Origin of the sequence: Dactylosporangium cerinum (assembly GCF_042653625.1) — a bacterium.
Classification (GTDB): Bacteria; Actinomycetota; Actinomycetes; order Mycobacteriales; family Micromonosporaceae; genus Dactylosporangium; species Dactylosporangium cerinum.
The window spans coordinates 136,299-159,819 of sequence record NZ_JBHSIU010000009.1; the positions used below are offsets into that span (position 1 = coordinate 136,299).

At 71.4% G+C, this 23,521-nt stretch carries 27 protein-coding genes; 15 read left to right on the forward strand and 12 right to left on the reverse strand.

Annotated features, from left to right (window positions below):
- Positions 1-555: 555 nt before the first annotated feature.
- Positions 556-2,541, reverse strand: a complete 1,986-nt coding sequence (locus tag ACFPIJ_RS05755) for an ATP-dependent DNA helicase (protein ID WP_380113658.1) — start codon at positions 2,539-2,541, stop codon at positions 556-558.
- A 130-nt stretch (positions 2,542-2,671) separates the two neighbouring features.
- Here ACFPIJ_RS05755 and ACFPIJ_RS05760 point away from each other — a divergent pair, with 130 nt between their 5' ends.
- Positions 2,672-3,166, forward strand: a complete 495-nt coding sequence (locus ACFPIJ_RS05760) for a DUF402 domain-containing protein (protein ID WP_380113553.1) — start codon at positions 2,672-2,674, stop codon at positions 3,164-3,166.
- Here the strand turns inward: ACFPIJ_RS05760 and sigJ are convergent.
- Complete coding sequence (gene sigJ / locus ACFPIJ_RS05765) at positions 3,149-4,108, reverse strand: RNA polymerase sigma factor SigJ (RefSeq protein WP_380113554.1); 960 nt, start codon at positions 4,106-4,108, stop codon at positions 3,149-3,151. The two genes, ACFPIJ_RS05760 and sigJ, sit on opposite strands and share 18 nt — an antisense overlap.
- A 72-nt stretch (positions 4,109-4,180) precedes the next feature.
- On the opposite strand from sigJ, the gene ACFPIJ_RS05770 reads away from it, so the two are divergent.
- From ACFPIJ_RS05770 to ACFPIJ_RS05780, 3 genes are all read left to right on the forward strand, one after another.
- Positions 4,181-5,140: a PI-PLC domain-containing protein gene (locus tag ACFPIJ_RS05770; RefSeq protein ID WP_380113556.1), complete on the forward strand. Its 960-nt coding sequence runs from the start codon at positions 4,181-4,183 to the stop codon at positions 5,138-5,140.
- A gap of 113 nt (positions 5,141-5,253) precedes the next feature.
- Positions 5,254-5,880 carry a DUF47 domain-containing protein gene (locus ACFPIJ_RS05775; protein ID WP_380113557.1) on the forward strand — a complete coding sequence of 209 codons (627 nt, stop codon included), beginning with the start codon at positions 5,254-5,256 and terminating at the stop codon, positions 5,878-5,880.
- 1 nt (position 5,881) lies between these two features.
- Positions 5,882-6,898 carry an inorganic phosphate transporter gene (locus ACFPIJ_RS05780; RefSeq protein WP_380113659.1) on the forward strand — a complete coding sequence of 339 codons (1,017 nt, stop codon included), beginning with the start codon at positions 5,882-5,884 and terminating at the stop codon, positions 6,896-6,898.
- An 8-nt stretch (positions 6,899-6,906) separates the two neighbouring features.
- On the opposite strand, the gene ACFPIJ_RS05785 is transcribed toward ACFPIJ_RS05780, so the two are convergent.
- The 3 genes from ACFPIJ_RS05785 to ACFPIJ_RS05795 are packed head-to-tail and all read right to left on the reverse strand — an operon-like array spanning position 6,907 to position 10,267.
- Positions 6,907-8,925 carry a M91 family zinc metallopeptidase gene (locus ACFPIJ_RS05785; protein WP_380113559.1) on the reverse strand — a complete coding sequence of 673 codons (2,019 nt, stop codon included), beginning with the start codon at positions 8,923-8,925 and terminating at the stop codon, positions 6,907-6,909.
- A complete protein-coding gene (locus tag ACFPIJ_RS05790; protein WP_380113560.1) occupies positions 8,922-9,248 on the reverse strand; it encodes a hypothetical protein in 327 nt (108 codons plus the stop codon). Before ACFPIJ_RS05790 ends, ACFPIJ_RS05785 begins: the two co-directional genes overlap by 4 nt.
- A gap of 41 nt (positions 9,249-9,289) precedes the next feature.
- On the reverse strand, positions 9,290-10,267 hold the full coding sequence (locus tag ACFPIJ_RS05795) for a Gfo/Idh/MocA family protein (protein ID WP_380113561.1): 978 nt from the start codon (positions 10,265-10,267) through the stop codon (positions 9,290-9,292).
- A gap of 38 nt (positions 10,268-10,305) precedes the next feature.
- On the opposite strand from ACFPIJ_RS05795, the gene ACFPIJ_RS05800 reads away from it, so the two are divergent.
- Both ACFPIJ_RS05800 and ACFPIJ_RS05805 read left to right on the forward strand, forming a co-directional pair.
- Positions 10,306-10,728, forward strand: coding sequence for a hypothetical protein (locus ACFPIJ_RS05800; protein WP_380113562.1), 423 nt, complete (start codon positions 10,306-10,308; stop codon positions 10,726-10,728).
- A gap of 9 nt (positions 10,729-10,737) precedes the next feature.
- Positions 10,738-11,499 (forward strand): NUDIX hydrolase, encoded by a 762-nt coding sequence (locus tag ACFPIJ_RS05805; protein WP_380113563.1) that lies wholly within the window; start codon positions 10,738-10,740, stop codon positions 11,497-11,499.
- A gap of 3 nt (positions 11,500-11,502) precedes the next feature.
- Here the strand turns inward: ACFPIJ_RS05805 and pstB are convergent, their stop codons facing one another.
- The 6 genes from pstB to ACFPIJ_RS05835 form a co-directional block, all read right to left on the reverse strand.
- Entirely contained in the window at positions 11,503-12,279 is a 777-nt protein-coding gene (gene pstB, locus ACFPIJ_RS05810) for a phosphate ABC transporter ATP-binding protein PstB (protein ID WP_203852121.1), read from the reverse strand.
- A 20-nt stretch (positions 12,280-12,299) separates the two neighbouring features.
- Positions 12,300-13,382: a phosphate ABC transporter permease PstA gene (gene pstA / locus ACFPIJ_RS05815; RefSeq protein WP_380113564.1), complete on the reverse strand. Its 1,083-nt coding sequence runs from the start codon at positions 13,380-13,382 to the stop codon at positions 12,300-12,302.
- Positions 13,382-14,371, reverse strand: coding sequence for a phosphate ABC transporter permease subunit PstC (gene pstC / locus ACFPIJ_RS05820; protein ID WP_380113565.1), 990 nt, complete (start codon positions 14,369-14,371; stop codon positions 13,382-13,384). The genes pstA and pstC overlap by 1 nt, the downstream gene beginning before the upstream one ends.
- Positions 14,372-14,382: 11 nt before the next feature.
- Positions 14,383-15,498 carry a phosphate ABC transporter substrate-binding protein PstS gene (gene pstS, locus ACFPIJ_RS05825; RefSeq protein WP_380113566.1) on the reverse strand — a complete coding sequence of 372 codons (1,116 nt, stop codon included), beginning with the start codon at positions 15,496-15,498 and terminating at the stop codon, positions 14,383-14,385.
- Between the two features lie 193 nt (positions 15,499-15,691).
- Positions 15,692-16,612, reverse strand: coding sequence for a mycothiol synthase (gene mshD / locus ACFPIJ_RS05830; RefSeq protein WP_380113567.1), 921 nt, complete (start codon positions 16,610-16,612; stop codon positions 15,692-15,694).
- A gap of 14 nt (positions 16,613-16,626) precedes the next feature.
- The gene (locus ACFPIJ_RS05835; protein ID WP_203852117.1) at positions 16,627-17,328 is read right to left on the reverse strand and encodes a winged helix-turn-helix transcriptional regulator; all 702 of its coding nucleotides are present in this window, start codon (positions 17,326-17,328) and stop codon (positions 16,627-16,629) included.
- 273 nt (positions 17,329-17,601) lie between these two features.
- On the opposite strand from ACFPIJ_RS05835, the gene ACFPIJ_RS05840 reads away from it, so the two are divergent.
- From ACFPIJ_RS05840 to ACFPIJ_RS05865, 6 genes are all read left to right on the forward strand, one after another.
- A complete protein-coding gene (locus ACFPIJ_RS05840) occupies positions 17,602-18,558 on the forward strand; it encodes a hypothetical protein (RefSeq protein WP_380113568.1) in 957 nt (318 codons plus the stop codon).
- A 90-nt stretch (positions 18,559-18,648) separates the two neighbouring features.
- Positions 18,649-19,419 (forward strand): LmeA family phospholipid-binding protein, encoded by a 771-nt coding sequence (locus tag ACFPIJ_RS05845; protein ID WP_380113570.1) that lies wholly within the window; start codon positions 18,649-18,651, stop codon positions 19,417-19,419.
- 148 nt (positions 19,420-19,567) lie between these two features.
- The gene (locus tag ACFPIJ_RS05850) at positions 19,568-19,642 is read left to right on the forward strand and encodes an Ms5788A family Cys-rich leader peptide (protein WP_345006453.1); all 75 of its coding nucleotides are present in this window, start codon (positions 19,568-19,570) and stop codon (positions 19,640-19,642) included.
- A 212-nt stretch (positions 19,643-19,854) separates the two neighbouring features.
- On the forward strand, positions 19,855-20,706 hold the full coding sequence (locus ACFPIJ_RS05855) for a sulfurtransferase (RefSeq protein WP_380113571.1): 852 nt from the start codon (positions 19,855-19,857) through the stop codon (positions 20,704-20,706).
- 13 nt (positions 20,707-20,719) lie between these two features.
- Positions 20,720-21,031, forward strand: a complete 312-nt coding sequence (locus ACFPIJ_RS05860) for a DUF1416 domain-containing protein (protein WP_203852114.1) — start codon at positions 20,720-20,722, stop codon at positions 21,029-21,031.
- Between the two features lie 81 nt (positions 21,032-21,112).
- Positions 21,113-21,898, forward strand: coding sequence for a hypothetical protein (locus ACFPIJ_RS05865; protein ID WP_380113572.1), 786 nt, complete (start codon positions 21,113-21,115; stop codon positions 21,896-21,898).
- A 71-nt stretch (positions 21,899-21,969) separates the two neighbouring features.
- On the opposite strand, the gene ACFPIJ_RS05870 is transcribed toward ACFPIJ_RS05865, so the two are convergent.
- Positions 21,970-22,344 (reverse strand): DsrE family protein, encoded by a 375-nt coding sequence (locus ACFPIJ_RS05870; protein ID WP_380113573.1) that lies wholly within the window; start codon positions 22,342-22,344, stop codon positions 21,970-21,972.
- Positions 22,345-22,356: 12 nt separating this feature from the next.
- On the opposite strand from ACFPIJ_RS05870, the gene mtfM reads away from it, so the two are divergent.
- The 3 genes from mtfM to ACFPIJ_RS05885 are packed head-to-tail and all read left to right on the forward strand — an operon-like array spanning position 22,357 to position 23,519.
- Positions 22,357-22,461: a small membrane protein MtfM gene (mtfM, locus tag ACFPIJ_RS05875; RefSeq protein ID WP_275423458.1), complete on the forward strand. Its 105-nt coding sequence runs from the start codon at positions 22,357-22,359 to the stop codon at positions 22,459-22,461.
- Positions 22,458-23,042, forward strand: a complete 585-nt coding sequence (locus tag ACFPIJ_RS05880) for a heme-binding beta-barrel domain-containing protein (protein WP_203852111.1) — start codon at positions 22,458-22,460, stop codon at positions 23,040-23,042. The genes mtfM and ACFPIJ_RS05880 overlap by 4 nt, the downstream gene beginning before the upstream one ends.
- 48 nt (positions 23,043-23,090) lie before the next feature.
- Positions 23,091-23,519: a Fur family transcriptional regulator gene (locus ACFPIJ_RS05885; protein ID WP_380113660.1), complete on the forward strand. Its 429-nt coding sequence runs from the start codon at positions 23,091-23,093 to the stop codon at positions 23,517-23,519.
- The last annotated feature ends 2 nt before the right edge of the window (positions 23,520-23,521 follow it).

Sequence of the window (23,521 nt, forward strand, 5' to 3'; positions counted from 1 at the left end):
CGCGCCAAACGCAGCGACGAACGATCGACCGCCGCGCCAAACGCGGCGCCGACCGATCGACCGATCGACCGCCGTGCCCAAACGCAGCGCCGAACGACCGGCCGCGCTCAAACGCAGCGCCGACTGACCGGCGGGCTGGTCAGCCGTGTCAGACGCAGCGGCGACCGGCCAGCCGACGGGTAGCCGGGCGCGCGCGGCGAGGAGCGGCCGGCCGAAGCTCCGACGTGGTGACGGACGACCGGCCGCCGGGCTGACGGACCGCGAGAGGGCGGCGGTCGAGTGGTGTGCGGCCGATCGACCGCCGTGCCCATACGCAGCGCCGAACGACCGGCCGCGCTCAAACGCAGCGCCGACTGACCGGCGGGCTGGTCGGCCGCGCCAGACGCAGCGGCGACCGGCCAGCCGACGGGTAGCCGGGCGCGCGCGGCGAGGAGCGGCCGGCCGACGCGCCGACGCGGTGACGGACGACCGGCCGCCGGGCTGACGGACCGCGAGAGGGCGGCGGCCGAGTGGTGTGCGGCCGGCAGTCGGAGCGTTCGGGACGCCGGTGGTCGGTTACGAGTCGGCCAGGCGGCGCAGGGCACCGCGGACCAGGTCGGGCTTGGTCGTGTACCAGAACGGGGGGAGTGAGGCTCGTAGATAGGGGCCGTAGCCGCGGGCGGTTTCCAAGCGGGAGTCCAGGACGGCCACGACGCCCTTGTCGGTGCGGGCTCGGATCAGGCGGCCCACGCCCTGGGCGAGGCGGACCGCTGCGATCGGCACGCTGACCGCGGCGAAGCCTGAGCCGCCGGAGGAGTCGACGGCGGCGGAGCGGGCGGCGGCGAGGGGCTCGTCGGGGCGGGGGAACGGGAGGCGGTCGATGACGACGAGCTGGCAGGCGTCGCCGGGGACGTCGACGCCCTGCCAGAGGGACATGACGCCGAGCAGGCAGCTGTTGCGGTCCTCGCGGAACTTGCGGACCAGGATGGGGAGGGACTCCTCGCCCTGCAGGAGGATCGTGATGCCGGGCGCGCGGGCGCGCAGGACCTCGGCGGCGCGTTCGGCGGCCTTGCGGGAGGAGAAGAGGCCGAGAGTGCGGCCGCCCAGGGCCTGGACGAGCTCGACCAGCTCGTTGGCTGCGGGGTCGGACAGGCCCGAGGTCTGTGGGCGGGGCAGGTGCGCGGCGACGTAGAGGATGCCCTGCTTGGCATAGTCGAAGGGGGAGCCGACGTCCAGGGAGCTCCACGCGAGGTCGGCCTCGTCGCGGGCGGCTGATGCGCGCAGGACCGCGTCGCGGGCGGCCTCGGCCGGTGAGGCGCCGGTGGCGAGCGCGGGCGACGGGGTGGTGACGGGCAGGCCGAGGGAGCGGGCCACGGTGTCGAACTGGCCGCCGAGGGCCAGGGTCGCCGACGTGGCGACGACGGTGCGCTCGTGGAACAGGTGGGTGTTGAGGGTGCCGGCGACGGAGAGGGGGGCGATGACCACCGCGCGGCGGCCGCGGTCGTCGCGCTCGATCCAGGTGACGTCGTGCTCGGAGCCGGAGAGGATCCGCTGGGCGATCTTGGTGAGGTCGCCGACCATCGTCTTGGCCTGTTGCTTGCGGACCGGGTCGGCGTCGTCGGCCTTGACCTCGCCGATGGCGTCGATGGCCTTGCGGCCGCCGCCGTCGAGCAGGGTGAGGGCCTCGCCGAGGACGGGGGGCAGGCCGTCGGTGACCCGGCCGGCGGGGGCGTCGGCGAGCGCGACGGTGAGGGTGTCGCCGGCCTCCATGAGACGGTCGGCGACGTCGTCGTCGACATAGGGGCGGCAGCGGCGGGCGGCCCGCTCCAGCAGCTCGGGCGTGAGCTCGGCCTGCGACGCGGAGCTGACCCGGTCGGCGAGCTCGTGGGCCTCGTCGACGACGAGGAGCTTGTGCGGCGGGATGATCATGCGGCCGCTGAGCATGTCGACGGCGAGGAGGCTGTGGTTGGTGACGACGATGTCGGCCTCACGGGCGCGGGCCCGCGACGCCTCGGCGAAGCACTCCGCGCCATATGGGCAGCGGGCCGCGCCGACGCACTCGCGGGCGGGCATCGAGACGAGCTTCCACGCCGAGTCGTCGACGCCCGGGTCGAGCTCGTCGCGGTCGCCGGTGTCGGTCTCCATCGCCCAGTCGCGGAGGCGCTCGATGTGCTTGCCGAGCCGGCCGGCCTCGCCGAGCCAGCGGGTCGGCTTGGCCTCGCCGACGTCGAAGAGGGCGTCGTCGGGCTCCTCGACGGAGGTGCCTTCGAGGCGGGCCAGGCAGACATAGTGGTGCCGGCCCTTGAGCACGGCGAAGGTCGGGCGGCGCTTCAGCAGCGGCTCGACCGCGTCGGCCAGCCTGGGCAGGTCGTGGTCGACGAGCTGGGACTGCAGCGCAAGGGTGGCCGTGGACACGACCACGGGGCCGTCGACGAGCAGCGACGGCACCAGATAGGCCAGTGACTTGCCGGTGCCGGTGCCGGCCTGCACGAGCAGGTGCTCCTCCCGCTTCGCCGCGTCGGCGATCGCGTCGGCCATCTGCTGCTGGCCGGGGCGCTCCATGCCGCCGGGCACCGCGCCGACGGCGGCGGACAGCAGTTTCGAGGTGGGAAGTGTGGCAGTCACGCCAAGAAGCTACCGCCTCCGTACGACAGAATCCCGCCACCGGGAACACGATCAGTACTGTGAGCGCATGCCAAAAGTGGTCTACCGGAAGTTCGACGGATCGCTGCACTGGAACTACGAGACCAGGCTGCTCGGCGAGGACGACCACGGCATCTGGGTCGGCGCGGACAGCGGCACGGTCGTGCACCGGGGTCCGCGGCGCACCGGCCCGGTCGAGGCGCCGCACGTGCTGCTCTTCCCGCGGCAGGCGTGGTGGACGGCGTGTTTCAACGCCGCGCCGCACCGCACCGAGATCTACTGCGACATCACGACCGTGCCGCACTGGGTCGATGAGACCGAGGTCACGATGATCGACCTGGATCTGGACGTGCGGCGGCGGCGGACGGGCGCGATCGAGCTGCTCGACGAGGACGAGTTCGCCGCGCACCAGGTGAAGTACTCCTACCCGGCCGACGTCATCGCCGAGGCACAGGCCAGCGCCGACTGGCTCTTCGGCGCTGTCACGCAGCGGATCGAGCCGTTCGGCCAGAAGTACCTCGAATGGCTAGAGCTCGTCCAGTGACAGTGGTGGCACCTTCGCCGGGTTCAGCTGGTTGTAGATGCCGGTGATGAGTCCGGCGGGAGAGATCGCGAGGCTGGCGATCGCCGTTTCGCCGGTGTCCGGCATGCGCACGACCAGGCCGAGGTCGCCGTTGACGAGCGCGGGCTGCACGCTGTGCCCGTGCCGCAACGCCCGCCGGTAGAGGCCGAGCAGGAAACGCGCCACCGCGAGGGCCCCGACGATCGGGTGCCGGGCCGCGGACGCGACACCGCCGCCGTCGCCGATGGCGACCACGTCCGGGGCGAGGATCCTGAGCAACGCGTCGAGGTCGCCACCGGCCGCGGCCGCGGTGAAGGCGGCGAGGACCTGCTCCTGCCGGGCCCGGTCGGTGGTGTGCCGGTGCTCCCCGTCGGCGACCGCCCGGCGGGCGCGGGACGCCAGCTGGCGGGCGTTCTCGACCGTGGTGCCGAGGGTCGCCGCGACCTCCGCGAACGGCACGGCGAAGACGTCGTGCAGCACGAAGGCGACCCGCTGCTCGGGGGTCAGCGCGTCCAGGACGAGCAGCAGCGCGGTGCTGACGCTGTCGCGGAACGACACCCGCTCGCCCGGGTCCACCTGCGCCGGGTCGGGGAGCCGCTCGACCAGCGGGGCGGGTAGCCACGGCCCGACGTACGCCTCCCGGCGGATCTTCGCGGCCCGCAGGTGGTCGAGGCAGAGCCGCCCGGTGACGGTGATCAGCCAGGCCCGCAGGTCGGCGACGTCGGAGGTGTCCGCCCCGGCGTAGCGCAGCCACGCGTCCTGCACCACGTCCTCCGCGTCGGCACGGCTGCCGAGCATCCGGTACGCCACGCCGAACAGTTGCCCGCGGTGCGCGCTGAACGCGTCGTCCACGCCGGACAGTTGCCCGCGGTCCACGCCGAACGCGTCGTCCAGGCCGGACCGCTCGCTGAACCCGTCGTCCACGCCACCCATTCAAGCCCATCCAGGCAGGGCGTTTCCCGCCCGGGCGATATGTACGTTACATACCATTTGGGAATGAGCAATGGTCTGGCCACGGCCGCCAGCGGGCTGGTGGCCCTCGCGGCGATGGGTGCACTGGCCGCGGCGCGGGCGCGGCGGGGCCGGCCGTACCTCGCCGACGGCCTTCTCGTCGCGGTCGACGGCCCGGCCGACCCCGTCGCCGCCGCGGTCCGGCCCGGCTTCGCGGGGGTCGAGGTGGCCGTCCGCCTCGACCACGACACCCGGCCGCCGGTCCTGCGCCTGGACTGCCTGATGCCCGCCGGTGAGCCGGCGCCGGCGTTCGAGGATGCGGTGCTGGAGCCGCTCGCCGCCCTGGTCGACGCCAGCCCGCTCGGCCGGGTCCACCCACGCCGCGCCGAGCCGTTCCTGTTGCTCGTGCACGCCGACCCGGGCACCGCGGGAGCGTGGCCGCCGGGTCCGAGGCCGGAGTACGAGGCCCTCGACCTCCTGCTGCGCCCCCGCGCCGAGCTGCTGACGACGTTCCTCGGCGGCCGGGTCGTGCCGGGCGCGATCACGGTGGTGCTGACCGGGCCGTACTGGTCCCGCGCGGACCTGCTCGGCGCCTACGAGCGGTTCGCGTTCCTGGAGGGCCGCTTCGCCGACCTCGAGCCGGGTGGCCTGCCGGTCACCGTCGCGCCGCTGGTCACCGAGGCGCTCGGGGCCAGGCTCGGCTGGGACCCGCGGGAGGAGTGGCCCGAGTTCCCCGCCGAGGCGCGGCACATCCTGCGTGCCCTGATCGGCGCCGCGCACGCCGGTGGGCGGCGCGTCCGGTTCGTCGACGTCCCCGAGGGCCCGCGAGCGGCGCGCACGGCGTTCTGGCAGGAGCTACGCACGGCGGGCGTCGACCTGATCGCGAGCCGGCATCGCGGCCCGCTGATCCGGTTCCTCCGCAAACCGACAAATAAGGGGCGTAAGCATCGAGCTGAGCCGGGCCGCATGGCGGTTGCGGATGAACTTCAGGTGAACGGCACATGAACTGCACATGGGGTGTGGACTGCGGTTCTACCCAGCTCGGCAACGGGATCTAGCATTCCCGCCGAGGACCAACCGGTTACTCGCGGATTTCGTTCACGTCTCGAGGTCAGGCTGTGCGTTTGAGGCTGCGTCCCAGCGACGATTCGTTCTACGAGTTCTTCACCCGCGCGGCGAAGAACCTGGTGATCGGCACGGAGCTGCTCTCCGAGCTGGCGCTGCCGGGCGTCGACGTGCAGACCGTCAGCGAGCGCCTGGTCGAGGTCGAGCACGACAGCGACGCCATCACGCACCAGCTGTACAAGAAGATCAACTCCAGCTTCATCACGCCGTTCGACCGGGAGGACATCTACCGGCTCGGATCGCTGCTCGACGACGTGATGGACCACCTCGAGGCGGTCGGCAGCCTGCTGTACCTGTACGGCCTGACCAAGCTGCCGGCGCTGCCCCGTGAGCTGCACGAGATCGTCAAGGTCCTCGACCAGCAGGCCCGGCTCACCGCCGAGGCCATGCCGCGGCTGAAGACGATGAAGAACCTCGAGGAGTACTGGGTCGAGTGCAACCGCCTGGAGAACGAGGGCGACAACGCGTACCGCATGATGCTCGTCCGGCTCTTCTCCGGTGAGTACGACGCGCTCACCGTGCTCAAGATGAAGGAGGTCGTCGACGAGCTCGAGGCCGCCTGCGACGCCTTCGAACACGTGGCCAACACGGTCGAGACCATCGTCGTCAAGGAGTCGTGACATCAGCGCGCAGCTCGTCGCCGTGCTGGCTGTCATCCTCGTGGCGCTGGTGTTCGACTACACCAACGGGTTCCACGATGCGGCCAACGCGATCGCGACCTCCGTCTCCACCCGGGCGCTCAGCCCGCGCACCGGGCTGATCATGGCCGCGCTCGGCAACTTCGCCGGCGCGCACCTCGGTGGCGCGGTCGCCAAGACCGTCGGCAGCGGCATCATCCACCCGCCGAGCGGCATGAGCGGCCTCGGCATCGTGTTCGCCGGTGTCGTCGGCGCCATCACGTGGAACCTCATCACCTGGTACTTCGGGATCCCGTCGTCCTCGTCACACGCTCTGGTCGGCGGCCTGGTCGGCGCCTCCCTCGGCGCGATGCTCTTCGACGTCGAGGGCGCCACCGTGCTGTGGTCGGGCATCGTGGAGAAGGTCGTCATCCCGATGGTGGCCTCGCCGCTGGTCGGCTTCACGCTCGGCGCGATCGTGATGATCGCCATCATGTGGATCTTCCGGAAGGGCAACCCGCGCAAGCTCAACAAGGGTTTCCGCTACGCGCAGACCGTCTCCGCCGCCGCGATGTCGGTCGGCCACGGCATGCAGGACGCCGCGAAGACGATGGGCATCGTGGTCCTGGCCCTGTACGCCGGCGGCTACCAGGACAACACCAGCCACATCCCCGAGTGGGTCTTCTGGACCTCCTCGACGATGCTGGCGCTCGGCACGTACTCCGGCGGCTGGCGCATCATCCGCACCCTCGGCCGCAAGGTCATCGACCTCGACCCGCCGCAGGGCTTCGCCGCCGAGACCGTCGCCTCGGGTGTGCTGTTCACCACCTCCTGGCTCGGCGTGCCGATCTCGACGACGCACACGATCACCTCGGCGATCATGGGCGTCGGCGCGACCAAGCGGATCTCCGCGGTCCGGTGGAACGTGGCCGGCAACATCCTGATCGCCTGGGTCCTGACCTTCCCGGCCGCCGGCGCCATCGCCGTCGTCGCCTACGTGATCGCCCGCCCGCTGTTCTAGCCGTCGCCTCAGCCGACCCCGTACGTGTCCCGGTGCGCCAGGTGCATCTCGGCGCGCAGCCCGTTCTCAGTGACCTCCACCGGATGCCGCGGGTCGATCCGGTTGGCGGTCGCGGGGTCGCCGTCGTCGTCGATCGGCAGCCCGGTCGCCTGCCGCTCCAGGTTGGCCACCGGGTTGCCGAAGCCGTCGACGTCGCGGCCGCTGGCGCCGTTGTACGCATGCCCGTTCTCAGTGCCGTGGGTGAAGTCGTACATGTGGGCCAGTTCGTGGAACAGCGTCACCACCGGTGGGCGGCCCTCGGCCACGCCGCCCCACGCCGGGTTGTAGAGCACCACGGGCCGCGGACCCCGCCTGGCGTAGCCGTTGTCGTCGGCCTCCGGCTGGATGACGATCTGGGTGGCGGTCGCCTGCAGCGCGGCGAGCATCTGCCGGCCGTCCGGTGAGGCGCTGAGCAGGTCCAGGTCGGCCTGGACCCGTTCGACGAACTCCGCGTCGCCCTTGATCTGCACGAACCCGTCCAACCCACCCGCGGACGGCACCGCGACCATCCGCTCGACCCCGGCGGCGGTGTCCTCGCCCTGGCCGTAGAGCGTGTCGTCGCCCTCGCCGCCGAGCACGGCGTCGGCGCCCGCCCCGGAGTAGACGACGTCGTCGCCGGCCCCGCCGATCAGCACGTCGTCGCCGCGGCCACCGGACAGGACGTCCTGGCCGGCGCCGCCGTCGAGGGTGTCCTCGCCGGTGCCGCCCTCCAGGTAGTCCCCGCCCTCGCCGCCGATCAGGGTGTCCCGGCCGGACAGGCCGTAGAGCACGTCGCCGCCCTCACCGCCGTCCAGGTAGTCGTCGCCCGCGCCGCCGTCGACGTGGTCGCCCCCGTCCCCGCCGAACAGCGTGTCGTCGCCGTCGTTGCCGGTCAGCCGGTCCTCGCCGGTGCCGCCGTCGACGGTGTCCGCACCGCCGCCGGCGCTGATCACGTCGTCGCCGGCACCGCCGAACAGCAGGTCGTCGCCCGCACCGCCCTCGGTGCGGTCCGTCCCGGCGCTGCCCCAGAGGCGGTCGTCGCCGGCGCCGAGCACCGCGGTCTCGGCGCCCGGCTTGCCGCCGCGCCACGGCCCGAGGCTCACCAGGTCGTTGCCGTCGCCGCCGCGCACGGTGTCGGCACCCGCGCCGGCCAGCAGCGTGTCGTTGCCGGCGCCGCCCTCGAGGGTGTCGTCGCCCGCGCCGCCGAGCACGGTGACCGCGCCGGCGCCCTCCACCCGGACGACGTCGTTGCCGGCGCCGGTCCGGACCACCAGCCGGGCACCCGCGGGCACCCGGACGGGCACGCCGTCGACCAGCACGATCCGGCTGCCGTCCGGCTCGGTGCGCACCGTCACGACGTTGTCGGCACCGCCGGCGTTGACCACGACGCTGCCGGCCAGGATCACGTCGGCGCCGCTGCCGGCACCGGGCTCGGCGGCGGCCTGCCAGCCTTCCACCCGACCGGCCGCGATCTCGCTCCAGCCGCTCGCGATCACCGCCCACTCCGGCCGCGCGGCGCGCAGCGCGGCGTCGTGCCCTGCGAGGGCCTGCGCCACCTCCGACCGGATGGCGGTCGCGTCGGCGACGGCGTGCGCCACCGCATCGGCCTGGCCCTGGTCCGCCGGGCTGAACGTGACGCCGCCGCCGGTCCGCCGGTGCGCCACCAGCGCCGCGATCCGGCTCCAGCCGTCGTCGAGCAGGTCCTGGCCCCGGCGCAGCAGCGCGGCCATCGCCTCGTAGCGGGCCGCCGTGGCCGGGGCGAGCCGGGCCACCGTGTCCAGGTCACGGCCCAGCCGGCCGCGGTGCCACTGATAGCTCTCGGCGGCGTCGCCGGTCCACGCCGCGCCGGTCACCGGCCGGGCCGCCGTGTCCAGCAGCGCACGTGCCGCGGCGGCGTCCTGACCCGTCGCCCGCCACACCCCGGCCGCCGCGTCGAGCCGGTCCGGCCGCGCCTCCAGCCGCCACAGGTCGCCGACCGCGACCGCCTCCACCATCGCGGCCGTGGTCATGCCGACGCTCCCCGGGATCCGCCCATGCGCAGGTCGGCGTGCCGGTCGGCCTCGCGATACGCGAACGCGGTGCGCAGCAGCCGCTCGGCGTCGCCCTCCAGGACCGCGACCAGTTCCGTGACCGCGGCCTGCACGTCCTGCAGCACCAGCGTGCAGGTGCCGTGGATCGCGGCGGCGCCGCCGAGGGTGCCGAAGACCGACACGGGCACCGGCAGATGCCGGTAGCCGGTGCGGAAGTGGTCGCCGAGGCGCTCGGCCGCGGCCAGGTTGGCATCCGCCAGATCGCTCAGCGCGCCGGGATCGGCCCGGATCTCCTTCGCCATATCGCGCAGGGTAGCCACACGGGAACGATCAGGTGGTCCCGTCAGCCGGAGTAGTCAAGACCGACCTTTACCCGTACAACATCCAGAACGGTCAAAATGTCCAGCGTTTCGGCAAGGGGGACCAGCGGGCTCTCGGTGCGCCCCTCCCGCAGGCAGCGGTGCACCTCGGCGGCCTCGAAGTGGTAGCCGGCACCCTCGAACGGCAGGTCGATCTGCTCCGCCTCGTCGCCGTGCCAGACGGTGAACCCCTGCGGGTGGAAGAAGTCGCGGGCGACCTCGATCCGGCCGGTCGTGCCCGTGATCGTCGCCCGGCGCGCGGTGTCACCGACCAGCCCGCAGGTCAGGGCCGCGACCGCGCCCGAGTCGTAGCCGAACAGCATGCCGGTGTTCTGGTCGACGCCGCCGTCGGTCATCCGCGCCCACGCGTGCACGCTGGACGGCGCGCCGAGGAACAGCTGCGCGAACGTCACCGGGTAGATCCCGACGTCATAGAGCGCGCCGCCGCCGAGGGTCCGCGACCACAGCCGGTGCGACTCGTCCCGGGGCACCTGCATGCCGAAGTCCGCGTGCACGGCGGTCGGCTCGCCGATCGCGCCGCCCTGGACGAGCTCGACCATCCGCCGGACCGCCGGGATGCAGCGCATCCACATCGCCTCCATGAGGAACACGCCGGCGGCGCGGGCGGTGTCCACGAGGACCTCCGAGGACGCGACATCGAGCGTGAACGGCTTCTCGGTCAGCGTCGCCTTGCCCGCGGCCAGGGACAGCATCGTCGCGTCGAAGTGCGCCGTGTGCGGGGTCGCCACGTAGATCGCGTCGACCTCGGGGTCGTCGACCAGCGCCTGCCATGAGCCGTGCGCCCGCGGGATGCCGTGCTTCGCCGCGAACCGTTCCGCGGAGGCCGACGTCCGCGAGCCGACAGCGCTCACCACGGCGTCCGGCAGCAGGCGCAGGTCTTCGACGAACGTGCTCGCGATGCTGCCGGTGGACAGGATGCCCCAGCGAATGCGGTCGGCCATGACGTTCAATCTAGTGCCGCGCGGGGTACCCGACGCGGGTGGGATCTGATGCGCAACACCGCAGGCCGGACGGGGTTTCCGGGGCCACCGTCGAGGCGCTGGGCAAGCTCAGCGAGGCGCTGGAGACCGTCGAGCGGGCCCGCGGGCGCCTCTATGATCTGCACCAGCTCGTCGGTCACGCCGACCTGATGCTCGACGAGGCAGTCCAGCTCTTCCGCGACGCGGGCCACGCCACGCTCGCCGAGCGCATCCAGACCGAGCTCGTGGGCCGCAACGTGATCGCCGGCCGCTGGACGTTTCAGCTCGTCGAGGAGTTCGACGACGGCTACTACGCCCTGTTCAAGGAGATCGACCGGACCGCCCGGGACGACCTCGCCCAGGGCCGCCGGCACCTCTTCGAGGCCGAGATGAAAGAGCGCCGCCGCACCCACGGCCACCCCGGCCACGAAGCCACGCCCTAAGGTGACGTGATGGTCGAGTTCCGTCTGCCGCCCGCTCTGGCCGAGCAGGCCCGCCGGTTCGCCGCGGAAGGTGGTGTGCCGGTGGAGCCCCGCCTTGCCAGCACCGTCGTGCTGCTGCGGGAGCCCTTCGAGGTGTACCTGCTGCGCCGGGTCCCCACGATGGCGTTCGCCGCGTCGATGTATGTCTTTCCCGGCGGGGGCGTCGACCCGCGGGACGCGGCCGTCCAGCCCGACTGGGCCGGGCCGTCGCCGGCGCAGTGGGCGTCCCGGCTGCGGCTGGAGGAGTCCGTGGCGCGGTCGGTCGTCTGCGCGGCGGTCCGGGAGGTGTTCGAGGAGTCGGGGGTGCTGCTGGCCGGCGCCGACGTGGACACCGTCGTCGGTGACGTCAGCGGCCCTGACTGGGAGCGGGCCAGGCTGGCGCTGATCGCCCGGGAGCTCGGCTTCGCCGAGTTCCTGACCCGCAACGGCCTGGTGCTGCGCTCGGACCTGCTGGTGCCGTGGTCGCGCTGGATCACGCCGGAGTTCGAGCCGCGGCGCTTCGACACCTACTTCTTCCTCGCCGCACTGCCCGAGGGGCAGGTCACGAGGGACGTCGGCGGCGAGGCCGACGACACGGTCTGGTGCGCGCCGGCCGAGGCCGCGGACGGCCGCTTCACGATGCTGCCACCGACCACCTGGACGCTCACCGAGGTGGCCGAGGCGGGCAGCATCGAGGCGGCCCTGGCGGCGGCGTCGGGCCGGGATCCGGCCGACGCCATCCGCCCTGTGTGACGCTCAGCCGAAGCGGCCGGTGATGTAGTCCTCGGTCTTCTTGACCGACGGGTTCGTGAAGATCTTGGCGGTGTCGTCGTACTCGATGAGCCGGCCCGGGTCGCCCGTCTTCTCGATCGAGAAGAAGCCGGTGCGGTCCGAGACGCGGGCCGCCTGCTGCATGTTGTGCGTGACGATCACGATCGTGTACTGGTTCTTCAGCTCGGTGATCAGGTCCTCGATCGCGAGCGTGGAGATCGGGTCGAGCGCCGAGCAGGGCTCGTCCATCAGCACGACCTGCGGCTCGACCGCGATGGCGCGGGCGATGCACAGGCGCTGCTGCTGACCGCCGGACAGGCCGGCGCCGGGGCGGCCGAGCCGGTCCTTGACCTCGTTCCACAGGTTGGCGCTGCGCAGCGCCTTCTCGGCGATCTCTTCGAGCACCGACTTCTTGCGCACGCCGTTGAGGCGCAGGCCGGCGACGACGTTGTCGAAGATCGACATGGTCGGGAACGGGTTGGGCCGCTGGAAGACCATGCCGATCATCCGGCGGACCGCGGTGACGTCCACGTCGCGGTCGTAGATGTTCTGCCCGTCGATGAGGAGCTGCCCCTCGATCCGGGCGTTGGGCAGGACCTCGTGCATCCGGTTGATCGACCGCAGGAACGTCGACTTGCCGCACCCGGACGGGCCGATGAGCGCGGTCACCGACTTCGGCTCGATCGTCATCGAGACGCTGTCGATCGCCTTGAACGATCCGTAGTACGAGGTGACACCGTGGGCTTCGATGCGCTTTGCCATGTGAGGCGCTCCAGTGAGGGTCATCGGGCGAGCTTGTTTCGGCGGGCCAGGAGCTTCGCCGCGACGGTCAGGACCAGGACGAGGACGACCAGCGTGAGCGCCGCCGTCCAGGCGCGGCCAGGGGCGAACTTCGAGGCGACGCCGGCCTGCTCGAACACGAACAGCGACAGCGACGACTGGTTGCCGCTGAACACGTTGAAGTTGATCGAGTTGAGACCGCCGGCGACGAGCAGGACCGGCGCGGTCTCACCCGCGGCCCGGGCGACCGCCAGCATGACGCCGGTGACGATGCCGGGGCCGGCGGTCGGCAGCACGATGCTGACGATCGTCTTCCACCGCGCCACACCGAGCGCGTAGGCGCCCTCCCGCAGCGCGCTGGGCACCAGCCGCAGCATCTCCTCGGTCGAGCGCACCACGGTCGGCAGCATCAGGACGCTGAGTGACAGCGCCGCGGCGAAACCGGAGTAGCGGGCCTGGCCGTTGTTGAACAGCGGGGTGACCGTGAAGACCCAGAAAGACAGGATGAACAGGCCGGAGACGATCGAGGGGATGCCGGTCATGACGTCGACGAAGAAGCGGATCGCGTTGGCCAGGAAGCCGCGGCCGTACTCGACGATGTAGATCGCGCCGAGGATGCCCAGCGGCACCGTGATCAGCGTGGCGATCCCGGCCTGCTCCAGCGTGCCGATGATGGCGTGGTACGCGCCGCCCTTCTCGTCGAACGCGCCGATGTTGTTCATCGACGTGCCGAAGAAGTTGCCGTCCAGGCGGGTCGTGCCCTTGCTGATCAGCGTCCAGGCGACCGAGATCAGCGGCGCCAGGGCCAGCAGGAACGCGCCGTAGATCAGCGTGGTGGCCATCCGGTTGCGGGCCGACCGGCTGCCCTCGACGATCGTCGCCGCGATGCCGAGGAACACCACGAACAGCACGGCCGCGACGACGCCGGTGAGCACCGCGCCGCCCCAGGACGTCAGGTACACCAGGACGAACGACACGACCAGTGCCGCCGCCGCGACCGCCCACGGCGACCACGACGGCAGGGTCTTGGTGCGCAGCTGCTGGGCGTTCTGCAGGCCCACCCGCTCGGTGGTTTGCACGCTCATCATGCGCTCCCGACGAACTCGCGGCGCCGGTACACGATCGCGCGGGCGGCCATGTTGACGACCAGGGTGATGGCGAACAGCACCAGACCGGAGGCGATGAGGGCGCTGCGGCCGAACTCGTCGGCCTCGCCGAACCGGTTGGCGATGTTGGAGGCGATGGTGATGCCGCCGGGGCCGAGGAAGTCCCAGTTGATGGCGAAGACGCTGCCGAGGGTCAGCGCGAGGGCGATCGTCTCGCCGAGCGCGCGGCCCAGGCCCAGCATGACCGAGGCGATGATGCCCGCCTTGCCGTAGGGGATCACGGCGGTGCGGATCATCTCCCACTTGGTGGAGCCGAGCGCGAGCGCGGCCTCCTGGTTCTCCCGGGGGGTCTGCAGGAACACCTCGCGGGACAGCGACGTCACGATCGGCAGGATCATGATCGCCAGGACGATCGAGCCGAGCAGGACCGACTTGCCGTAGGGGCCCTCACTGCCGAAGATCGGCAGCCAGCCCACCGTGTCGTGCAGCCACTTCGACAGGTTGGTGACCGGCTCGTAGAAGTAGTCGCGGCCCCAGAGGCCGAACACGACGCTGGGGACCGCGGCGAGCAGGTCGATGATGAAGCTCAGGGTGGTCGCGACCCGGCGGTGCGCGTAGTGCGAGAGGCACAGCGCGATGCCCAGCGCGACCGGCACCGCGATCAGCAGTGCCAGCGCGGCCGTGAGGACCGTGCCGAAGGCCGTCGCCGCGATGCCGAACCTCGGCGTGTCGCCGTCGGTGAACCACTCTTTGAAGGTGAAGAAGTTCTCGGTGTCGTCCTGGAAGGCGGGGATGGCCTTCACGACGAGGAAGACGGCGATGGCGGCGATGATGATGAGCACCATCGAGCCGGCGAACGTCGCGGTGCCGCGGAACAGCATGTCGGCGCCGAGTCGGCGGCGCCTCGGAAGACCGCCACCTCCGCCGGGCGAACCGGCGGAGGTGGCAGGCAGAGTCTGCTGGCTCAAGGAGAGTCCTGTCAGGCCAGGTTCTTGATGGAGGCAGCGACCTTGGTCTGGACCGACTCGGGCAGCGGGGCGTAGCCCAGCTTGTCGAGGACGGCCTGGCCCTCGGTGCTCGCGGTGTAGCCGAGGAAGCCCTTGACCAGCGCGAGCTTGTCAGCGGCGGTGCCCTTGCTGCAGACGATCTCGTAGGTCACCAGGACGATCGGGTAGGCCCCGGCCTCCTTGGTGGCGTAGTCGATCGACAGCTTCAGGTCGTCGCCGGTGCCGGTGATCTTGGCGCCCGCGACGGTCTTGCCGGCCGCGGCACCGGTCAGCGCGGTGAACTCACCGGCGCCGTTGTAGATCTTGGCGGTGCCGAGCGAGTTGGCCTTGGCGAACGACCACTCGACGTAGCCGATCGAGCCGGCGGTCTTCTTGACCGCGGCCGCGACGCCGTCGGAGCCCTTCTCGGCCTGGCCGCCGGTGGCCTTCCAGACCTTGTCCTTGCCGAACGTCCAGGCGCCGGCCGAGGCCTTGTCCAGGTAGCCCGTGAAGTTCTCCGTGGTGCCCGAGGAGTCCGAGCGGTGCACGGCGAGGATCGGCGTCGACGGGAGCGTCGCGCTCGAGTTGTCGGCCTTGATCGCGGCGTCGTCCCACTTGGTGATCGAGCCGGCGAAGATCTTGGCCAGGGTCTCCGGCTTGAGCTGGAGGTCCTTGACGCCGTCGAGGTTGTAGGCGATCGCGATCGGGCCCGTGACCATCGGCAGGTTGAGCGCCGGGTTGCCGCCGCAGCGCGCGGTGGCCTTGGTCGTCTCGTCGCCGTCCTTGAGCGCGGAGTCGGAGCCGGCGAAGTCGGCCGTGCCACCCGAGAAGGCGGTGATACCGGCACCGGAGCCGGTGCCCTGGTAGTCAATCTTGGCGTCGGTGCACTTCTGCTGGTACGCCTTGATCCACTCGTCCATCGCGTTCTTCTGCGCGGACGAGCCCTGGGCCGTCAGTGAGCCCTTTGCGCAGGTGATGGCGGAGGCCGGGGCGCTGCCGCCGTTGCTGCTCGTCGTGCTGGGGGTCTCGTTATCCGAGCCGCACGCGGTGAGCGCCAGCGTCGCGGTGAGCGCGATGCCGGCCATGATGCCGTGCCGCTTGAAGTTCACTGCGGTCCCTTCGTCGGGGTGCTGCCGACGGGGGTCGTCGACTGAGAGGGACGCTAAGAGCGCCAGGTAACCGGTCCTCCGGGGACGGGTGAACGAGGGGTGAACAGGTCCCGGGAGAAAGGTGACGCCTGGTCGGAGGCCAGTTTGCCAATGGGTGAACTGCCCATTGGAGATAGCCGGTGCCCGTTTTGTGTCAGCCGCCGCGGCGGAAGTTCACATCGGTCGCCCAGCGCACGAAACCGAGCCGCTGATACAGCGCCACCGCGCGCGGGTTGTCCTCGTCGACATAGAGCATGACCTGCGAAAGCCCGCGCGATCGGAGGTAGCGGAGGCCGGCCAGGGTCAGCGCCCGGCCCAGCCCGCCGCCGTGCGCGCCGGGTGCCACGCCCAAGACGTACACCTCGCCGATCGGCTCATGCGCATGATCCCCGAGGTCGCCATGGATCTTGGTCCAGTGAAAGCCGATGAGCTCGCCGCCGCGGATCGCCAGCAGGAAGCCCTCCGCGTCGAACCACGGCTCCCGCAGCCGGACACGCAGGTCGTCGAGGGTCCACCTGCCCTGCTCGGGATGATCGGCGAACGCGGCCGCGTTGACCGCCAGCCAGGCGGCGTCGTCCTCGCCCGGCCGGAACGCCCGCAGGGTCACCCCGTCGGGCAGCGCGACCTCGTCCAGCGGCGTGAACAGCGACCGCCGCAGCTGCAGCAGCACCCGCGCGCGGTCGAAGCCGAGGCTGAGGGCGAGCGCCGAGGCCGAAGGGTGGTCGCCGTGCGCCCACAGCCGCAGCCGGCCGCCGGCGCGCTCGTCGGCGACCGCGATCGCCGCCGTGGCGAGGGCGCGGCCGACCCCCCGGCGCCGGTGCAGCGGATGCACCACCAGCTCGGCGGCGGCACCCGCGACCGCCTCGGTCGTGTCCACGTGGGCATAACCCACCACCGTGCCGCCGGCGTCGCGCGCCAGCAGATGGACAGCCTGCGTCTCGCCCCCGTGCCGCAGGTGCAGCACCACGTGCTCGGACAGAGGCAGCGCACCGTCGGTGTCGCCGGCCGCCTGGCTGATGGCGAGCACCTGGTCGACCTGATCGGCAGAAAGGTGGTCCAGATGCTCGATGGTCACGGGTGAATTCTAGGTCAGACCCTTACCGGCTCGGACTCGTGCAGCGGGCGGGACGGCGGAACGACGAACTTGTAGCCGACCTGGCGGACCGTGCCGATCATCGACTCGTACTCCGAGCCGAGCTTCGCGCGCAGCCGCCGGACGTGCACGTCGACCGTGCGGGTGCCGCCGAAGTAGTCGTAGCCCCAGACCTCGCGCAGGAGCTGGTCGCGGGTGAAGACCCGGCCGGGGTGCTGCGCCAGGAACTTCAGCAGCTCGAACTCCTTGTAGGTGAGGTCGAGCGGGCGGCCCTTGAGCTTGGCCGCATACGTGTCCGGGTCGATCGTCAGCTCGCCGGCCTTGATCATGCCGCCGCTCGCGGCGGCGGCGGAGTTGAGGCGGCCGACGGCGAGGCGCAGGCGGGCCTCGATCTCGGCGGGGCCGGCGGTGGCCAGGATGACGTCGTCAAGGCCCCAGTCGGCGTGCAGGGCGACCAGGCCGGCCTCGGTCACGACGGACAGGAGGGGGACCCCGAGTCCGGTGGCGTGCAGCATGCGGCAGGTCGCGCGGGCGTCGGCCAGCTCGGTGCGGGCATCGACGATGACCGCGTCGGGGCTCGGTCCACTCACCAGTGTGCGGACGTCACGGGGGGCGGTGCGCACCGTGTGGGGCAGCAGGTCCAGACCTGGCAGGACCACCTGGCCCGCGGGAGCCGCGGTCAGCAGCAGAATCTCCACGAGTCACCTCCGTGGCCGCGGCGCACCTCTCGCAATGGGCGCTGTGGCGCCCCTTGGAAGGGCGGCGGCTCTGTTACGTCCCGGCCACACTGACGGGAGGGGTTGTGGGTGTATCTGAAGCAGAAGAATATCTGAGTATTCACGTTTTGCGGCTGGCGGGAATCCATTTCGAGACAGTCGGGTGAGCCACACCCCACCGTTTCCGCCAGCGTGCTATGCGGTTTCCTCATCCCGGTGCTGTCCGGGTCGGGGGCGTTCTGGCACCATCGGGGCGTGCCTCCTACCCCGCCCTCCGCCGAGGATCCCGGCGCCTGGCCCCCGGCCGCCGACCAGGCGCCCCGCCGCCGGCGCCGGGAGGAGGCCGACCCGGTCGACGTCGCGGACGACGGGGAGGTGCCCGACCGGTCCGAGTCGTGGCCGCCCGTCCGGCGGCTGGTCTCCCTGGGCATCGCCGGGTTCGCCGCGCTGCTGACCGTCGGCCTCGTCGTCGGCGCGCAGACCAGGCACGAGTCCTACGCCGTGGTGATCTTCGGCGTGCAGGTGCTGTTCGTCGCCGTCTGGGTGGTCGCCAGCCGCCCGCCCGCCCCGCGTGTGGTCGCCGCCGTCGGCATCGCCGTCGCGATCGGCACCGACGTCGCCGCCGTGCTCACCCGGCCGGCGTCCCTCGCACCGTTGGCGTACGTCACCGCCGCCGGGTTCATCGTCGGCGTGGTCGGCCAGCTCACCCGCCCGGCCGGCCGGCAGCGGGTCACCGAGTCGCTCGGCTCGTCGCTGGTCGTCACCCTCGGGGTGGTCGCCTTCGCCAGCGTGGTCGTCCTCAGCCGGGAGGTGCGCGGCACCCAGGCGATCGTCGCCTGCATCGCCGCGGCCGGCATCGCGATCCTCGTCGCCCGGCTCACCGACGCCGTGGTCGCGCTGCCCCGCATCGCGCCGCAGGTCCCACGCGGTGGTGCCGGCGTGGTGCTCGGTGCGATGGTCGGCACGGCCGCCGCCGGCGCCATCGGCAACCTGCTCGACGGCATCACCCCGCTGTGGAGCGCCCTCGCCGGGCTGGCCACGGCCATCGTGGCGCTCATGGCCGACCTGTCCGTCGGCTACGCGGAGGCCAGCCGCCGCATCGACGGTGACGAGCCCGCGCTGTATCTGGCCCGGCACATCCAGGGCCCGATGGGCGCCTTCGCCTTCGCCGCCCCGGCCGCCTACGTCGCGAGTGTGCTGTTGCTGCTGTGACCGCCTTCGAGCTTCGGGGGTTGCCAGGGTACGAAATCCTGGTGGTTGGGTACGTTCGGTAACAACCCACCCGGGTGCGGAAGGAGTGCTGTGGCGGCGAGTCGAGGGGCCAAGATCGGCATTGTCCTGGTCGTGCTGGCGGTGGTCCTGGTCGGTGTGCTCTTCGTCGCGGACCGTATCGCCGCGAGCACCGCGCAGGACCGCATCACCGAGGAGACCCGCAAGCAGCTCGCGGCCAACTCGGTCACCTACGAGGGCGACCCGTCCGTGAAGATCGCCGGCTTCCCGTTCCTGACCCAGGTGATCGCGGGTGAGTACGAGAAGATCACGATCGGGCTGACCAGGCCGCAGATCGAGAAGGTGAACCTCGAGACGCTCACCGTCGACGCCAAGGCGGTCAAGGCCGACGCGCGCGACCTGATGAACGGCAAGGGTGAGGTCGTCGCCGGCGAGGTCACCGGCCAGGCGACTATGACCTGGGACAACGTCCGCAAGCTGCTGGAGTTCACCAACCTGCCGCAGGGCGTGGACCCCTCCGCGGTGGACGTCAAGGTCGTCAACAACAAGATCGTGCTGCGCATCCCGTTCCAGTACCAGGGCTTCAAGGCCATCATCATCGCGAACGGCAGCATGGTCGTCGAGTCGGGCAAGGTCCGGCTCAAGCTGGAGTCGGTCACCACCGACCAGGGTGACCTGCCGAAGATCGTCAACGACCTGGTCCAGGCCAACAAGGGCCGCCTCCAGGTCACCGTGAAGCTGCCCGGCCTGCCCTACAACCTGGTGATCAACTCGGCCGAGACCACCGACTCGGGCCTGCGCGTGATCGCCTCCGCCAAGGACGTCCCGCTGTCGAGCCAGTGACACCCCGCCGCCGGGCCGGTGGCGTCCCAGCATGTGGTTGGGCCGTCCCGCGCGGAGTCGTCCATAGGTGCATAAAGCCGCCGCAGAAGGATGCAGTGACTCAGCGGACCCTGGGCCGGTCCGCGCGGCGGTGCTAGGCTGCCTGACCATGAGCATGCTGCTCACCAGACGGCGCGCGGTCGACCTGTGCCGCGTGGCCACCTGCCTGTGTTGCCGCCCCTAATGGTGCGGCCCTGCAGCGTGCTCTTCTAACGGCTCGAGGCAGCGGCGCCCCAGACCGATGGGTCTGGCGGGCGATTTCCAGTCCGCGGCAGTTTCCAGACCCATCGCCGAAACCGTGATCCGTCCCCTCGGGTCGCGCGCGGCGTGGTGCACACCCCGACCCGTGTGTCGACTCGACCCGCCCCAAATCGTTCCCTGGGAGAGAAAACACTCATGAGTCGCGAGAGCGCCCTGGTCACGGCCGACTGGGCCGAGCAGAACATCGGTGCCGACAACGTCGTCTTCGTCGAGGTCGACGAGGACACCGCCGCCTACGACGGCGGGCACATCGCCGGTGCCGTCAAAATCAACTGGAAGACCGAGCTGCAGGACCAGGTCCGCCGGGACTTCGTCAACAAGGAGCAGTTCGAGGCGCTGCTGTCCAGCAAGGGCATCGGCAACGACGACAAGGTCGTGCTCTACGGCGGCAACAACAACTGGTTCGCCGCCTACGCGTACTGGTACTTCAAGCTCTACGGCCACGGCGACGTCAAGCTGCTCGACGGCGGGCGCAAGAAGTGGGAGCTCGACGGGCGCCCGCTGACGAAGGACGAGGTCAGCCGCCCCGCGACCACCTACGTCGCGGTGCACGACCAGGACCTGTCGATCCGCGCGTTCCGCGACGACGCCGTCAAGGCGATCGGCGTGCAGAACCTCGTCGACGTCCGCTCGCCCGACGAATACGCCGGCCGCCTCCTCGCCCCCGCGCACCTGCCGCAGGAGCAGGCGCAGCGTCCGGGCCACATCCCGACCGCCGTGTCGGTGCCGTGGAGCAAGGCCGCCAACGAGGACGGCACCTTCAAGTCCGACGACGACCTGCGCGAGCTCTACACCGCTGCCGGCCTCGACGACAGCAAGGCGACGATCGCCTACTGCCGCATCGGCGAGCGCTCCTCGCACACCTGGTTCGTGCTGAAGGAGATCCTCGGGCACAGCGACGTGCGCAACTACGACGGTTCCTGGACCGAGTACGGCTCCCTCGTCGGTGTCCCCGTCGCCGTTGGCGACGAGCCCGGTAACGCGTGAAAGGCAGACCATCATGAGTGCTGTTGACAGCTGCGGCGCGCCCGAGCAGAGCGCACCGATCCCGGCCTCCGTGGACGTGGAGAAGGAAACCGTCATCACCGGCGTGGTCAGCTCCGGCGACGGTCCCGTCGGCGGCGCCTACGTGCGCCTGCTCGACTCGACCGGCGAGTTCACCGCCGAGGTCGTCACCTCGCCGGCCGGCCAGTTCCGGTTCTTCGCCGCGCCCGGCAACTGGACCCTGCGCGCCCTGTCCCGCCAGGGCAACGGCGACGCCAGCCTGGCCGCTGACCGGGGCATCAACGAGATCGCCGTCGCGGTCGCCTGACCTCCGCCCGCAAGTGACGCCGCCCTCCGGGCCCAACCCCGGAGGGCGGCGGCGTTGTCCGTGGCTGCGAGGATGTCGGCCGTGAAACGTCGCTGGATCATCGCCGGAACGGCCGCCTGGGCGCTCGTCGTGGGCGGATTCGCCTACTACTCCTCGCGCAACGATCCGCCGACGTCCCGCGACCAGACCACGATCGCCGACGGCCTGCCCGTGGTGGACGAGGCGCTCGGCAGGGTCGCCGCCGCGCTGGACCCGGCCACCTCCGTCGCGGCCCTCGGCGGCTACACCCGCACCGACAACAGCTGCCGGGTCACGTCGGCACGCGAGGGCACCCGTTTCGAGCGGGTGTTGCTGGTGTACGTCAAAAAGGACGCCGAGTCCGCCGTTCTCGAGCGGGTCCACGGTGCGTTGCCCCCGGCGTACGAACCCCACCTGGTGAGCGGACCGAAGACCAACCTGATGACCGCGGACGCCGGCCACTTCGTCACACTGCGCGGCGCCGTCGTGCAACCAGGACAACTGCGCTTCACCGCCGACACCGGCTGCCGGGTCCAGAACGCCGCCGTCGAGGAGGCGACCCCGCAGTCGCAGACCGCCAACCGGGCTCCCGTCCAGGCGGTCCTGGACACCCTCAAGCAGACCGCGTCGCAGTGGCGGACCCACCGCCTCACCTGCCCGTCCGGCGGCACCCTGTGGACCGTCGAGGCGGTCACCACCGGCGACGGCGCGGCGTCACGCACCACGGTCCCCGCCACGGCGGTGATCCTGGACGAGCCGAAGGTCTTCGCCTTCCGGGCCGGCGAGGCCGGTGTCGCCCTGCGCGCCGACGGCGACGAGCTGCACATCACCTCGACCGTCGGCTGCTAGCGCCCTTTCCCATGATCCGGAAGACCTCGGGTACCCCTGGGTGCGCGAGGTCTTCCGGATCATGGGAAAGGTCAGTAGACCAGCGCCTGGGCGCCCTCCTGGAGGGACTCTTCGACGAAGACCGCGGCGCCGGCGATCCGGATGCCGGGGATGACGTCGTCGGGGCCGATGTCGCGGCGGGCCGCGCACTGGGTGCACAGGGTCACCGTGCCGCCGGCCAGGATCGCCTCGAGGAGGTCGGCGAGCGGGGCCGCGTGCGGCAGCTCGAACTGCGCGGCCCGGCCCGGCAGCGCGAACCACGCCGACTCCCCGGTCAGCCACAACGAGGTGACCACCCCGCCGGCGAGGGCCGTCGCGGCCACGGTGAACGCCTGCGAGCAGCGCTCCGGTGCGTCCGCACCGGCGGTTGTCTTGACGACCAGAGAACGTGCCATACGTCGCAGCATAGGATTCAGGGGATGGTTACCGAGATCGGGTTCGTGAGCTTGCTGGTCGCCGGTATGGGCGCCCTTGCCGGCGGCCTGATCTACGTCGCGGTGAGGGTGTCGAGGGGGCGTTGGTGACAGAGGTGCAGCCACCGTGGGCGGGATTGGCCCAGGTCGGGGAGTATCCGTATGAGGAGACGCACGACCTGCGGGTCGGCCCGGATCTCCACCCCGCGCTGCTCGGCCTGCTGCCGCTGGTCGGGGTGTGGCGCGGGCGCGGCCAGGGCGACTACCCGACGATCGAGGGCTTCCACTACGCGCAGGAGATCCGGTTCAGCCACGACGGCCGGCCCTTCCTGTTCTACGAGTCGCGCGCCTGGGTGATCGACGTCGACGGCAACCCGATCAAGCCCAGCAACCGGGAGACGGGCTGGTGGCGGCCGGTGCTCGCGGACGGCAAGGCGACCGACGAGGTCGAGGTGCTGCTCAACCAGCCGACCGGGATCATGGAGCTCTACATCGGCCAGGCCAAGGGCACCACGCAGTGGCAGATGGCCACCGACGCGGTGGTCCGCACGTCGACCGCCAAGGAGGTCCGCGGCGGCCAGCGGCTCTACGGCATTGTCGACGGTGCGTTGCTCTACGCGTTCGACCTCGCCGCGGTCGGCGAGAAACTCCAGCCGCATCTGTCGGCCCGGCTGGAGCGTGTCGGGGGATAGGCGGCCCGCGCTCGGACAAGGATTTTCCGAGGTCGGGATACGATATTCATCGTGGGTTTCGATGATCTGGCCGCAGTGCTCCGGTCGCGGGGCCTGCGGCTGACCGCGCCCCGGCAGCTCGTGCTCGAATCGGTCTACCGGCTGCGGCACGCGACACCGGACCAGATCCACGCCGACGTCAGCGAGCGGGCCGCGGGGGTCAACATCACCACCGTCTACCGCACGCTGGAGCTCCTCGAGGATCTCCAGCTCGTGACGCACGCGCATCTGTCGCACGGCGCGCCCACCTATCACCCGCTCGGCGAGCACCAGCACGCCCACCTGGTGTGCCGGGGCTGCGGCGACGTGCAGGAGCTGCCGTCGCCCATGCTCGAGGGTCTCGCCGGGGACCTGCGCACGACCCGCGGCTTCCGCCTCGACATCGGCCACGTGGCCCTGTTCGGTGTGTGCGGCAAGTGCGGCACCGAAGAGGAGTAACC

Coding starts and splice junctions, on each gene's coding strand:
- ACFPIJ_RS05805 (WP_380113563.1), top strand. CDS start 10,738: ATGGTCGAGTTCCGTCTGCCGCCCGCTCTGGCCGAGCAGGCCCGCCGG.
- mtfM (WP_275423458.1), top strand. CDS start 22,357: ATGGTTACCGAGATCGGGTTCGTGAGCTTGCTGGTCGCCGGTATGGGC.
- ACFPIJ_RS05785 (WP_380113559.1), bottom strand. CDS start 8,925: ATGACCACGGCCGCGATGGTGGAGGCGGTCGCGGTCGGCGACCTGTGG.
- pstB (WP_203852121.1), bottom strand. CDS start 12,279: ATGGCAAAGCGCATCGAAGCCCACGGTGTCACCTCGTACTACGGATCG.
- ACFPIJ_RS05760 (WP_380113553.1), top strand. CDS start 2,672: ATGCCAAAAGTGGTCTACCGGAAGTTCGACGGATCGCTGCACTGGAAC.
- ACFPIJ_RS05755 (WP_380113658.1), bottom strand. CDS start 2,541: ATGGAGCGCCCCGGCCAGCAGCAGATGGCCGACGCGATCGCCGACGCG.
- pstA (WP_380113564.1), bottom strand. CDS start 13,382: ATGAGCGTGCAAACCACCGAGCGGGTGGGCCTGCAGAACGCCCAGCAG.
- ACFPIJ_RS05795 (WP_380113561.1), bottom strand. CDS start 10,267: ATGGCCGACCGCATTCGCTGGGGCATCCTGTCCACCGGCAGCATCGCG.
- ACFPIJ_RS05790 (WP_380113560.1), bottom strand. CDS start 9,248: ATGGCGAAGGAGATCCGGGCCGATCCCGGCGCGCTGAGCGATCTGGCG.
- ACFPIJ_RS05870 (WP_380113573.1), bottom strand. CDS start 22,344: ATGCTGCGACGTATGGCACGTTCTCTGGTCGTCAAGACAACCGCCGGT.
- ACFPIJ_RS05770 (WP_380113556.1), top strand. CDS start 4,181: ATGAGCAATGGTCTGGCCACGGCCGCCAGCGGGCTGGTGGCCCTCGCG.
- ACFPIJ_RS05860 (WP_203852114.1), top strand. CDS start 20,720: ATGAGTGCTGTTGACAGCTGCGGCGCGCCCGAGCAGAGCGCACCGATC.
- ACFPIJ_RS05855 (WP_380113571.1), top strand. CDS start 19,855: ATGAGTCGCGAGAGCGCCCTGGTCACGGCCGACTGGGCCGAGCAGAAC.